This is a genomic window from Streptomyces tateyamensis, from assembly GCF_003205575.1.
GTDB lineage: Bacteria > Actinomycetota > Actinomycetes > Streptomycetales > Streptomycetaceae > Kitasatospora > Kitasatospora tateyamensis.
The window spans coordinates 74,132-86,532 of record NZ_PYBW01000038.1 but is presented as its reverse complement, the minus strand read 5'-3'; the positions used below and the strand labels follow the sequence as shown (position 1 = coordinate 86,532).

At 75.0% G+C, this 12,401-nt stretch carries 8 protein-coding genes; 4 read left to right on the top strand and 4 right to left on the bottom strand.

All coding sequences use genetic code 11. The features are described from left to right. The coding region (locus C7C46_RS12235) for a sensor histidine kinase (RefSeq protein ID WP_181442311.1) at positions 1 to 2,064 on the bottom strand (2,064 nt) is incomplete at its 3' end. Positions 2,065 to 2,468: 404 nt separating this feature from the next. Here C7C46_RS12235 and C7C46_RS12230 point away from each other — a divergent pair. Both C7C46_RS12230 and C7C46_RS12225 read left to right on the top strand, forming a co-directional pair. Further along, positions 2,469 to 4,292: an AMP-dependent synthetase/ligase gene (locus tag C7C46_RS12230; protein ID WP_110668722.1), complete on the top strand. Its 1,824-nt coding sequence runs from the start codon at positions 2,469 to 2,471 to the stop codon at positions 4,290 to 4,292. 183 nt (positions 4,293 to 4,475) lie between these two features. Then, entirely contained in the window at positions 4,476 to 5,609 is a 1,134-nt protein-coding gene (locus tag C7C46_RS12225) for a polysaccharide deacetylase family protein (protein WP_110668720.1), read from the top strand. Positions 5,610 to 5,642: 33 nt separating this feature from the next. Here the strand turns inward: C7C46_RS12225 and C7C46_RS12220 are convergent, their stop codons facing one another. The 3 genes from C7C46_RS12220 to C7C46_RS34965 form a co-directional block, all read right to left on the bottom strand. Then, positions 5,643 to 6,440 (bottom strand): SGNH/GDSL hydrolase family protein, encoded by a 798-nt coding sequence (locus tag C7C46_RS12220; protein WP_110668718.1) that lies wholly within the window; start codon positions 6,438 to 6,440, stop codon positions 5,643 to 5,645. 194 nt (positions 6,441 to 6,634) lie between these two features. After that, complete coding sequence (locus C7C46_RS12215) at positions 6,635 to 7,066, bottom strand: VOC family protein (RefSeq protein WP_342775395.1); 432 nt, start codon at positions 7,064 to 7,066, stop codon at positions 6,635 to 6,637. A gap of 103 nt (positions 7,067 to 7,169) precedes the next feature. Continuing rightward, on the bottom strand, positions 7,170 to 7,772 hold the full coding sequence (locus C7C46_RS34965; RefSeq protein ID WP_181442310.1) for a hypothetical protein: 603 nt from the start codon (positions 7,770 to 7,772) through the stop codon (positions 7,170 to 7,172). 273 nt (positions 7,773 to 8,045) lie between these two features. On the opposite strand from C7C46_RS34965, the gene C7C46_RS12205 reads away from it, so the two are divergent. Together C7C46_RS12205 and C7C46_RS12200 are read left to right on the top strand one after the other, a co-directional pair. Beyond that, a complete protein-coding gene (locus C7C46_RS12205; RefSeq protein WP_110668715.1) occupies positions 8,046 to 9,218 on the top strand; it encodes an exonuclease SbcCD subunit D in 1,173 nt (390 codons plus the stop codon). Next, positions 9,215 to 12,385, top strand: coding sequence for an AAA family ATPase (locus tag C7C46_RS12200; protein WP_110668713.1), 3,171 nt, complete (start codon positions 9,215 to 9,217; stop codon positions 12,383 to 12,385). Before C7C46_RS12205 ends, C7C46_RS12200 begins: the two co-directional genes overlap by 4 nt. Positions 12,386 to 12,401: the final 16 nt, after the last annotated feature.

Here is a 12,401-nt window from a genome sequence, read left to right as displayed (position 1 = left end):
GCCGCCCGGGCCCGCCGCGCCGCCGGCCACCGCGACCAGCTCGCGCTGGCGGCCGCCGGGCGCGCGGCCGCCGGCCGGCGGCCCGCCCGGCGCACCGGCCGCGCCCGGCACCACGCCCGGCGCCGCGCCGGCCACCGGGCCCGGCACCTCGGCCAGCAGCTCACGCGGGATCAGCACCACCGCCGTGGTGCCGCCGTAGGCCGAGGCCCGCAGGCTGACCCGGATGCCGTGCCGCCGGGCCAGCCGGCTGACCACGAAGAGCCCGAGCCGGTCGGTGTCGGCCAGGTCGAACGGCTGCTCCACCTCCAGCCGCTGGTTGATCTCGGCCAGCGCCTGCTCGCTCAGCCCGAGCCCGCGGTCGTCGATCTCCAGCGCGAAGCCGTGCGCGACCACCTCGCCCTGCACCGTGACCTGGGTCTGCGGCGGCGAGAAGACCGCCGCGTTCTCCACCAGTTCGGCCACCAGGTGGGTCACGTCGGCCACCGCGCTGCCCAGCAGCCCGGTGCTGGGGAACGGCCGGACGATCACCCGGGCGTAGTCCTCCACCTCGCCGACCGCCGCACGCACCACGTCCACCAGCCGCACCGGCTTGCGCCAGGCGCGGCCCGGCGAGCCGCCGGACAGGATGATCAGGCCCTCGGCGTGCCGGCGCATGCGGGTGGTCAGGTGGTCCAGCTTGAACAGGTCCTCCAGCTCGGCCGGGTCCTCGGTGCGCCGCTCCATGGTGTCCAGCAGGGTCAGCTGACGGTGCAGCAGCACCTGGCTGCGCCGGGCCAGGTTGACGAAGACCGCCGAGATGCCGCGGCGCAGCTCGGCCTGCTCGATCGCGGCCTGTACGGCGGTGCGCTGCACCGCGTTGAAGGCCCGGCCGACCTGGCCGATCTCGGCGGCGCCGACCTCCAGTTCGGGGGCCTCGACAGCGATGTCCACCGGTTGGCCCTCGCGCAGCAGCCGCATCACCGAGGGCAGTCGGCGCTCGGCCAGTTCGTGTGCGGTGTTGCGCAGGTTGACCAGCTCGCGCACCAGGCCGCGACCGATCCGCAGCGAGATCACCACCGAGAGCACGATCGCCACCAGGCCGATCCCACCGGCCGTCAGGCCGCGCCAGAGCAGGCCCATCGCATACGAGCGGGCTCGGTCGCCGAGCGCGCCCGCCAGCTTGGTGTTCTCGGCCGTCAGCTGGTCCAGCAGCTGGTCGGCGCTGCTGTGCCAGCGCGCCTCGTTGATGCTGTGCAGCACGTCGGCCGGGTTGTCGGAGGCCTGGTACTCGCGCTCCATGACGGCCACCGCGCCCCACGCGTCGGAGCCCTGCAGCGCCTGGTACTCGCTCTGGTCCGGCTCGTCCAACTCGCCGATGTAGACCGAGAAGAGCGCCTGCTGGTGGTGCATCGGATCGAGCACCGCCTGGTACTGCAGCACGCCCGGGTTGTCCGAGCCCAGCACGCCCTCCATCGCCGCGTCCTCCTGGGCGAGGTAGTCGCGGGCCCGGGCCAACTCGATCAGGATGGTGCCCTGGCGCGGCAGCTGGCCGGACTGGCGGGTCAGGAAGCTGGAGCGGAACGGGAACGAGGGGGCGATCACCTCGTTGTAGCGGGTCAGCGTGAACTGCCAGGACAGGCTCTCCTGGTCCACCTGCTGGCGCAGTTGGGCGAGCTGGCCCAGGCTCTTGAGCAACTCCTGCAGACGGGCCCGCTGGCTCGCGTCGAGCTTGCCGGTGTCCTGCCCGACGGCGGCCCGTTGCAGGATCAGCGCGTCCTGGTCGGTGGCCTGCTGGGCCTTCAGGTAGTCGTCCTGCACGCCCTGGGCCCGGCTGCGGGCCAGGCGGACCACGGCGGCCTCGCGCTCGTTCTGCAGGTCGCGCACCACCTGGTCGACCGGCTGGCCGAAGGCCTTGTAGGTGGAGGCCAGGGTGAACTGGTTCCAGAAGTCGCCGGTGGTGACCAGGGTGGCATAGGCCCACAGGCCCACCAAGGCCACGATGGGCACCAGGAGCAGCGCGATGATCTTCGCGCGGATCGAGCTGCTGCGCAGACGCATGGAGTCCTCGGTCAGGTGTGCCCGCAAGCGACCAGGCTGGGGCGCCGGGCCGATGGATCTGCGCGAGCTTACTACTCCATTCGAGTGCATTCGACGGGTCTTGGCGATCGATCCTGAACCGTTGTCAGCATGCGCATGACCACTGGGAACCGGGGTCCGGGCCGGGCCGCCGGACCGGTCCAGACCAGTGCGCCGATCGGCCGGACGGCACCGGGCCGGTCGGACCCGCACCGACACCCGGGGCGGCTCCGCGCAGCCGTGCCGGTGGACCCGCGGTCGTCCTCGGCGGGTCCACAGATCCGGGGATCCGGTGCGGGGTTCGCGGGAGGCTGGGCAGCGCCGCACCGATCCGATACCGTCGCAACCGGTCGTGATGGGGTCACGCCGGGTCGACGGGCGGCCCGCGGGCGGTGCCCCTCGCAGGGAGGATCGTGCGCGAGCTGAGTACCCCGCCGCTGGCCCCGACGGCGCTCGGCGGACTGGCCGACTCGCTCTACGGAACCGCCGAACTTACCCCCGCCCTGGTCCAGTTGTCCCGGTCCGCGGACGGCCTCAACTGGCAGCCGGTGACCGCCCAGCAGTTCCGGGACGAGGTGCTGGCCCTGGCCAAGGGGCTGCTGGCCCGCGGGGTGCGGTTCGGCGACCGGGTCGCGCTGATGTCCCGGACCAGGTACGAGTGGACCCTGTTCGACTACGCGCTCTGGTCGATCGGCGCCATCCCGGTCCCGGTCTACCCCACCGCCGCCGCCGAGCAGGTGCGCTGGATCCTCGCCGAGACCGAGGCGGTGGCCTGCGTGGTGGAGGACGAGGACCAGGCCATGACGCTCGGCAAGGTCTGCGACGCGCTGCCCGAGCTGACCGGGATCTGGCAGCTGGACCAGGACTGCGTGCGGCTGCTGACCGCCGAGGGCGCCGGGATCCCGGAGAGCCTGGTGCACCGTCAGCGCCTGGCGGTGACCGCCGAGTCGATCGCCACCGTCATCTACACCTCCGGCACCACCGGGCGGCCCAAGGGCTGCCTGCTCAGCCACGGCAATTTCGCCGCCGAGGCGGACAACGTGCTGGCCGGGTGGCAGTCGGTCTTCACCCGCGGCGAGGGCGAGCAGCCCACCACCCTGCTCTTCCTGCCGCTGGCCCACGTCTACGGCCGGATGGTGCAGGTCGCCGCGGTGCGCGGCGGGATCAGGCTGGCCCACCTGCCCGAGTTCGGCGCGGACACCCTGCTGCCGGCCCTGCGGGCCTACCGCCCGACCTTCCTGCACGCCGTCCCCTACGTCCTGGAGAAGCTCTTCGGCTCGGCCCGGCTGGCCGCCCAACAGGCCGGGCGCGGCGAACTCTTCGAGCAGGCGGTGGAGGTGGCGACACGTCACGCCGAGGCGGTGGAGCGCCGCCAGCTGGGCCGCGGCTCGGGGCCCGGGCCGGCGCTGCGGCTGCGGCACGCCGCCTACGACCGGCTGGTCTACCAGCGGGTGCGGGCGGTGTTCGGCGGCCGGGTGCGCAGCGTGATGTGCGGCGGCTCCGCGCTCAGCCGCGAGCTCGGCCTCTTCTTCGCCGGGGCCGGGATGACGGTTTACGAGGGCTACGGGCTGACCGAGACCACCGCCGCGATCACCGCCAACCCGGCGGCGGCGCCCAAGTTCGGCACCGTCGGCCGGCCGATCCCCGGGGCCGAGGTGGCGATCGCCGCGGACGGCGAGGTCTGGGTGCGCGGCGGCGGGGTCTTCGCCGGCTACCTCAACCACCCCGAGTGCACGGCCGAGGCGCTGCGCGAGGGCTGGCTGGCCACCGGCGACCTGGGCGAGCTGGACCGGGACGGCTACCTGACCATCACCGGGCGCAAGAAGGAGCTGATCGTCACCAGCAGCGGCAAGAACCTGGCGCCGGCCGCGCTCGAGGAGCGGGTGCGGGCCCACCCCCTGGTGCACCAGTGCCTGGTGGTGGGCGACAACCGGCCCTACGTCGCGGCACTGATCACGCTGGACCCGCAGGCGCTGGAGCACTGGCAGCTGTCCCGCCGCCGGGCGCCGCTGGGCGACTGGGCGGCCCTGGCCGACGACGAGCTGCACGCGGAGATCCAGCGGGCGGTGGCGGCGGCCAACACCGCGGTCTCCCGCGCGGAGTCGATCCGCGCCTTCCGTCTGCTGCCGGGCTCCTTCACGGTGGCCCAGGGGCTGATGACACCCTCGCTGAAGCTGCGCCGGCAGGCCATCGCGGAGTGGTACGCGCAGGACATCGAGGCCCTGTACACGCCCTGACCGGTGCCCGAAACGGACGAACTGACGTGGTGTCAGGCATCGGCCCGTTCACCGGGCATTCCCTTGACGGGGGCTTTGGTCCAGTCCATTGTGTTGCCCCGGCCTGCGTGCGGCTCTTCCCCACCGCGACACGCCCTCACCCCCACCTGTCGCCCCCACACCTGGAGCACCGACGTGCCTTCCATGCTGCGCAGATTCTCCCCCGTCCTCCGACCGGGAGGTGTCCCCCTCGCCGCCGCGCTCGCCGTGGTCGGCCTGCTGGGACCGCTGGTCCCCGCCGCGCACGCCGACGCCCTGCCGGTGGTCAACCTGGCCACCAACCCGGGCTTCGAGATCCCCACCCTGCCGCTGGCCGACTACGGATCGATCCCCGGCTGGAACTGCGCCGCCGGCGAGGCGGCCGAGAGCAGCACCGCGCCGCGCAGCGGCAGCACCGCGCTCGCGGTCACCCCGGCGAGCGCGGACAGCCTGGGCCGGTGCACCCAGACCGTCTCGGTCCGGCCCTCGACCACCTACCAGGTCAGCGCCTGGGTCCGCGGCGACTACGTCCACCTGGGCGCCACCGGCACCGGCCACGACGTGCCGCCGGCCTGGATCGCGACCACCAACGGCGGCTGGCAGCAGCTGACCACGAGTTTCACCACCGGGGCCGGTGTCACCTCGGTCCAGCTCTACCTGCACGGCTGGTACGGCCAGGGGGGCTACGGCGCCGACGACGTCGAACTGGACGGCCCCGCCCCCGATCCGGCCTGGGCCACCTGGAACGTGCCGACCAAGGACAAGGTGGTCTTCTTCACCGTCGACGACGGCTGGTTCCGCACCGCGCAGGCGGCCCGGTTCATCGCCGACCACCGGTTGCCGATCACCGCGTTCCCGCTGCCGATGCCCTCGGGCTTCCAGCCGGACTACTTCCGCCAGGTGACCGGGGTGCCGGGCTCCTCGATCCAGGACCACACGGTCTCGCACCGGGACCTCACCACGCTCTCGCCGGCCGAGCAGCAGGCCGAGATCTGCGGTGCCCGGGACTACGACCAGCAGCTGTACGGGGTCACTCCGACCGTCTTCCGGCCGCCGTACTTCGCCTGGAACGCGGCCACCCTGCAGGCGGCGGCCAACTGCGGGATGCGCACGGTGCTGACCGCCACCGCCGACTTCACCTCGGGCGCCTCGAACGTCTACCACGGCGGCCCGCTGCTGCCCGGCGACGTGGTGATCATGCACTTCACCGACACCCTGGCCGGCGACCTGCAGCGCGCGCTGGACGCGGCGGACGCGGCCGGGCTCAGGCCGGCCGGACTGGTCGACTACCTGCACTGACCGCTGCGCCGCCGCCGCGCTACTGACGGAGCGTCACGCCTGGGCCGAGAAGACCGGCAGGTAGCCGTACTGCTGGCCGGACGCGGTGGGGTGGTAGCTCTCGTCGACCGGCAGCGTGGTGCTGTGCAGCCACTGGTCGGAGGAGCCGCAGATCTCGTGGGTCGCGAACTGGTTGCGCACGTCGGCGAAGCTGAAGCCGGCGTTGGCGGCGGCCTTGGCGAGCACGCCGGCCAGTGTGTCGGCCGCACTGTTGATGGCGTTGCGCGAGGTGTCGCTGATGCCGAACCAGCAGGTGCCCGGCACCTGGTACAGGTGCGGGTAGTCGAGCACCACCACGTGCGCGCCCGGGGCCTTGCTGTGGATCGCCGAGTACAGGTTGGCGAGTTGGCCGGGCAGCGTGTTGGTGGCGTACGCCTTGGCGGTGGCCACCGCGCTCAGGCAGGACGAGGTGCCGTTCAGTACGCAGGTCTGCATGGTGTCGGAGAAACCGGCGTCGTTGCCGCCGATCGTGATGCTGATCTCGGTGGTGGTGGAACTGAGCGACGAGAGTTGGCTGTTGAGTACGTCACCGGTTCTCGCACCGGAACAGGCGGCGAACTTGAAGCTGCTCACCGCGTGGGAGTTGGCCCACAGCGCCGGGAACGCGCTGTAGCTGCGGCTGCAGCTGCCGCTGCCGCTGTCGTAGTTGCCGGCACCGACGCCGGCCGAGTAGGAGTCGCCCAGCGCAACGTAGTTGACGGTCGCGGCGTTGGCTGGGACGGCCAGGAAGAGGGAGCCGGCGGCGAGGGTGATCGCCATGGCGGCACCGGAGACAATACGGACGGGGCGCATTGCACCTCCACGGGAGAGTGTCGGGGTTACTCCGTGGTACCAGTGCTCCGAGCGCACGGGAAGTGCCCATGCCAAAGATGTTGACCGGAATTCCCCTGGGTGGGCACGGAGTTGGCCCTAATGTCGAAATGCCGTCAGTTACTGGGCCGTAGCGCCCTCTTGGCGCCGGGCCGATCGGTGCTCCGGTCGGCGGGTCAGTCCTCGGCGCAGACCACTTCGAGCTCGAAGCCCTGACCGTCCACCAGGTGCACGGTGGGCCCGGTGTCCACCCGCAGCGTCCACCCCGCGGCCAGCGCCGCGCTGACCGCCGCCCGCGAGCCGTGCACCGCCAGGTGGTTGAGCCCGGCGCGCAGCCGGTCGTGGCCGCCGGGGCGCAGCGCCGGGGACTGCTCCAGCACCAGGTAGCCTCCCCCGGCCTCCGGACCGGGGGCTCCCCCTGCGAGCCGCCAACTGCGCCCGGTCTCCCAGCTCTGGAACGGCGCGCAGCCCAGGGCCAGCAGCACCGGGGCCCACTGCTCCCCCGCCAGCACCAGGTCGTCCACCCAGAGCTCGACGTGGTGGAAGAGCCCCTTGCGCCGCTCGGTCATGCTGGCCCCCTCGCCTGTGGTCACACGGTCGGTGGTCACGAACCGGGGGTCGATCGGCTCGCCCCCGCGACCCTAGCCGACCGCCGACCCGGCCACCCGGAGATCGCGAAGCACTGCCCGCAGGGCACCCGGGCCCGCGGCACTAGCTGGGGAAGACCGGGCCGCCCTCCTCCGGGAGCTCCTCGATCACCTCGTTGGCCAGCTCCGGCACGCCCAGCGCCCGGGTGGCGAACTGCACCGCAGCGCGGGCCTGCCGCAGGCCGGCGGCGCCCCAGCCGAGCAGTTCCACCGCGAGCCCGGGTGCCACCAGCAGCCGCCGGTAGTGCCGCCCGGAGGCGGGATCGGGGCGGCTCGGCCCGACCGCGCGCAGCGGCGCGGCCATCCGCACCCGGGCGCACTCGTGGCCGCCGTTGGCCGAGCCGATCCGGTCGTAGAGGTAGCCGAGGTAGTGCGCCGGGCCGATCACCGCCTGCGCCTCCTCCGCCGCCTCCCGGGCCAGCGCGGCCGCCGGATCACCCTGGTCCTCGGCCTCCAGCGAGCCGCCGGGCAGGCTGACGATCCCGTCCTTCGGGTTGACCAGGGTCAGCACCCGGCCGTCCGGCGCGAACAGCCAGCCCCAGGACTGCTTGATCGGCAGCCACTCGGGCACCGGCTCGCCCGGGCGCCAGGGCCAGCTCGCGGCCGGCCTGCGCCGGACCCGGCCGAGCAGCTCGGCGACCCGGGGGGTGTACTCGATCCGCTGCATGAGCCCCTTCCGGAGTCGGGCCCCTCGGGCCGGCTGTCCTGGTCCGTCTCGCGCCGGCTCCGTCGCGTGCGTGTGGGGGTCGCGCGTGGTCCGACCTGTTGATCTTCCCCGAACAGACGGTCGATGAACAGTCCTCGCGGCCGCTCGGGGCATCGGAGCGGGCCGCGGCGGGGTCGTACTGGTCCGGCCGGTCCGCCGCGCCTGGGATACTCGGAGACTCGGTACGGCAGCAACGAACGGGGAGTGGCGGGACATGGGCGCGAGGTCCGAGTCGTGAGACTGCTGCACACCTCCGACTGGCACCTGGGCCGCTCCTTCCACCGCGAGGACCTGCACGAGGCCCAGCGCGCCTTCCTGGACCACCTGGTCGCCGTGGTCACCGAGCAGCGGGTGGACGCCGTGCTGGTGGCCGGCGACGTCTACGACCGCGCACTGCCGGGGCTGGCGGCGGTGGCCCTGTTCGACGAGGCGCTGCACCGGCTGGCCGCGCTCGGCGTGCCCACCGTCTTCATCAGCGGCAACCACGACTCGGCCCGCCGGCTCGGCGTCGGGGCCGGCCTGATCGAGCGGGCCGGGATCCACCTGCGCACCGACCCGGCCGGCACCGGCATCCCCGTACTGCTGGCCGACGAGCACGGACCGGTGGCCGTGTACGGCCTGCCGTACCTGGAGCCGCTGCTGGTCCGCGAGGGCTTCGGGCTGCAGCGCGGCGGCCACGCGGCGGTGCTCGGCGCCGCCCTGGACCGGGTCCGCGCCGACCTCGCCGAGCAGCCGGCCGGCACCCGCTCGGTGGTGCTCGCGCACGCCTTCGTCACCGGCGGCGCGCCCAGCGACAGCGAGCGGGACATCGCGGTCGGCGGGGTGGCCGCGGTGCCGGCCGAGCTCTTCGACGGGATCGACTACGTCGCGCTGGGCCACCTGCACGGCGCCCAGACCCTGGCCCCGCACCTGCGCTACAGCGGTTCGCCGCTGGCCTACTCGTTCTCCGAGGCCCGCCAGCGCAAGTCGATGTGGCTGGTCGACCTGGCCGCGGACGGCTCGGTGGCGGCCGAGCGGCTGTACTGCCCCGTGCCGCGCCCGCTGGCCTGCCTGCGCGGGCGGCTGGCCGAGCTGCTGGCCGACCCCGCGGCCGCCGAGCACGAGCAGTCCTGGGTGCAGGCCACGCTGACCGACCCGGTCCGCCCGAGCGAGCCGATGGAACAGCTGCGCCGCCGCTTCCCGCACACCCTGCAACTGCTCTTCGAACCCGAGGAGCTGCCCGCGCAGGCCACCGGCTCCTACGCGGCCCGGGTCCGCGGCCGCAGCGACCTGGAGGTGGCCGAGAGCTTCGTGCGCCACGTCCGCCCCGGCACCGAGCTGGCGGGCGCGGAGCGGGACTGGCTGCGCGAGGGGTTCGAGCAGGCCCGGCTGCACCAGGGCGAGTTGGGGACGGAGGTGCCGCGATGAGGCTGCACCGGCTGGCGATCACCGCCTTCGGCCCGTTCGCGGGCCGGGCGGAGGTGGACTTCGACGAGCTGGCAGCCGGCGGGCTCTTCCTGCTGCGCGGGGCCACCGGGGCGGGCAAGAGCAGCGTGCTGGACGCGGTCTGCTTCGCGCTCTACGGCGAGCTGCCCGGCGCCCGGCGGGCCAACCGGATGCGCAGCGACCACGCCGACCCGCAGCAGCTGACCGAGGTGGTGCTGGAACTCACCCTGGCCGGGCGGCGGCTGGAGGTCACCCGGCTGCCCGAGCAGCGGCGTCCGAAGAAGCGGGGGGCCGGCTGGACCACCGAGAAGGCGCAGACCCTGGTGCGCGAGTGGGTGGCCGACGCCGGTGGCGGCGCGCCGGGCTGGCAGGCCGTCACCAAGTCCCACCAGGAGGCCGGCGAGGAGTTGCAGCGGCTGGTCGGGATGAGCCGGGACCAGTTCTGCCAGGTGGTGCTGCTGCCGCAGGGTGACTTCGCCCGCTTCCTGCGCGCCGACGCCGCCGACCGGGCGGCGCTGCTCGGCAAGCTCTTCGACACCGAGCGGTACCGCCGGGTGGAGGGCTGGCTGGCCGAGCAGCGGCGCGCGCAGGAGGCCCAGGTGCAGGCCGGCCGGCAGCGCCTGGGCGAGCTGACCAGCCGACTGGCCCAGGCGGCGGGAGTGGACCGCCCGGAGCCGGCCGGCGCACTGCGGGCCGGCGCGGACCGGGACGGCACGGAGCGAGCCGGCGCGGAGCGGCCCGGGGCGGTGCGGAACAGTGCCGCACGGGCGGGCACGGAGCGGGCCGGGACGGACCGGGCCGGCGCGGAGCTGGACACCGCCGACGCGCTCGGCTGGGCGGCGGTGCTGCGCACCGAAGCGGCCGAGCTGCTGACGGTGCGCGGGCTGGCCCGGGCCGCGGCCGAGCAGCGGCACGCGGCGGCCCAGGCCGAGCTGACCCGGGCCCAGCAGCTGGCGCAGCGTCAGGCCCGGCACGCCGAGGCCCGCCGGCGCGAGGAGGCGCTGACGGCGGACGCCCCGCGCGAGGCCGCCGAGCACGAACGGCTCGCGCTGGCGCAGGCGGCCCTCGCCGTGGAGTCGGCGCTGCGCCGGCACGGCAGGACCGCGCTGGAGTACGAACAGGCGCGCACGGTGGAGGAACAGGCGCGCGCGGCACTCGCCCGCCGGGTCGGAGACGCCCCCAGCGCCCCCGATGCCGCTGCCTCGTCGCCCGGCACCCCGGACCCCCAGGCCCCCGCGCCGGTGCTCGACGAGGTCGAGGCCGCGGTCCGAGCCGCGCTCGGCCGGCTGGAGGTGGCAGCCGGCCAGGAGCGCCGTCTGGCCGAACTCGCCGCCCAGGCGGACCGCGAGCAGGCCGAGCGGCTTCGCGCCGAGCAGGACGCGGCGGACGCCGAGCAGTGGCTCGCCGACCACCAGGCCCGGGCCGCCGCCCGCCAGCAGCAGGAGGAGCACGCCCAGGCCGCCGCCACCGAGGCCGACCGCCTCGCCGAGCAGCGCGCCGAGGCCGACCAGCGGTTGACCGCCGCCCGCCGCCGGGACCAGCTGGCCGAGCTCGCCGCACAGCGCGAGCAGGCCCTGCTCAGCCTGCGCTCGGCCGCCCTGGACGCCCGGGAGCACACCCTCGACCTGCGCCGCCGCCGACTGGACGGGATGGCCGCCGAGCTCGCCGCCCGGCTGCACCCGGGCGCGCCGTGCCCGGTCTGCGGTTCGGCCGAGCACCCCGCCCCCGCCGCCGCGGACGCCGAGCCGGTCCGCGAGGCGGACGAGCGCGCCGCGGTCACCGCCCAGCAGGCCGCCGAGCAGCGGCAGCGCGCCGCCGAGGGCGAGCTGACCGAGCTCCGGGTCCAGGCGGCGGCCGCCGACGCGAGCGCGGCCGGTCACCCGGCGGCGGAACTGGCCGAACGGCTGGCCGACCTGGCCGAGCGCCACCGCGCCGCCCTGCAGGCGGCCGAGCGGCTGACCGGCCTGCTCCAGGAGCGCGAGCGGCTGGCCCAGCGCCAGCAGCATCACACCGACCAGCTCCAGCGGGCCCGGGAGCGGGTCGCCTCGTGCACCGCCGCCCTGACCGCGCTCACCGGCGAACGGGAGACGCTGACCGCCCAGGTGGCGGCGGCCCGCGGTGACGCCGCGTCAGTAGCTGACCGGGCCGCCCGGCTGGCCCGCCTCGCCGACGCGCTGGCCGCCGCCGCCCGGGCCGCCCGGGCCACCGAGCAGGCGGCCGAGCAGGACCGGCAGGCCGCCGAGGAGCTGGCGCTGACCGCCCGCGAGGCCGGTTTCGCCGCGCCGGAGGATGCCCGCCGGGCCGCACTGGCGCCCGCCGACCTGCACGCGCTGCGCGAGCGCCTGGCGGCCCGGGCGGCCGAGCGGCGCGCGGTGGCCGAGGCACTGGCCGACCCCGAGCTGTCGGCGGCCGCCCAGGCGGCCCCGGCCGATCCGGCCGGCGCCCAGCTCGCGCTGCAGGCCGCGCTGACGGCTCTCCAGGCCGCCGGGGCGGCCGAGCACGCGGCCACCGAGCGGGTCACGGCGCTGCGCTGGCTCGGCGGCCAACTGGCCGCGCTGGCGGCCGAGCTGGCGCCCCGGCTGGCGGCCTTCGGCGAGCTGAGCCGGCTGGCCCAGCTGGCCGCCGGGACCAGCGCGGACAACCGGCTGCGGATGCGGCTGGAGTCGTACGTGCTGGCGGCCCGGCTGGAGCAGGTCGCGGCGGCGGCCAGCGACCGGCTGGTCCGGATGTCGGGCGGGCGCTACACCCTGGTGCACAGCGACGAGCGGACCGGCGGTGGACGCCGCTCCGGGCTCTCCCTGCTGGTGGTGGACGCCTGGACGGGGACCGAGCGGGACACCGCCACCCTCTCCGGCGGCGAGAGCTTCTTCGCCTCGCTGGCCCTGGCACTGGGCCTGGCCGACGTGGTGACGGACGAGGCGGGCGGGATGCCGCTGGACACCCTGTTCATCGACGAGGGCTTCGGCACCCTGGACGAGCAGGCGCTGGAGGAGGTGCTGGACGTGCTGGACAGCCTGCGCGAGCGGGACCGCGCGGTCGGCATCGTCAGCCACGTGGCCGACCTGCGCCACCGGATCCCCACCCAGCTCGTGGTGCACAAGTCCCGCCACGGCTCCACCCTGCGGCACGCGGGCCCCAGCGCCCCCTGACGGCCCGGCTGGCCCG

What these genes read in the sequence shown, in the direction of transcription:
- C7C46_RS12220 (WP_110668718.1), bottom strand. Translation starts at nt 6,440, where the DNA reads ATGCGCCCCGTCCGTATTGTCTCCGGTGCCGCCATGGCGATCACCCTC.
- C7C46_RS12225 (WP_110668720.1), top strand. Translation starts at nt 4,476, where the DNA reads ATGCTGCGCAGATTCTCCCCCGTCCTCCGACCGGGAGGTGTCCCCCTC.
- C7C46_RS34965 (WP_181442310.1), bottom strand. Translation starts at nt 7,772, where the DNA reads ATGCAGCGGATCGAGTACACCCCCCGGGTCGCCGAGCTGCTCGGCCGG.
- C7C46_RS12200 (WP_110668713.1), top strand. Translation starts at nt 9,215, where the DNA reads ATGAGGCTGCACCGGCTGGCGATCACCGCCTTCGGCCCGTTCGCGGGC.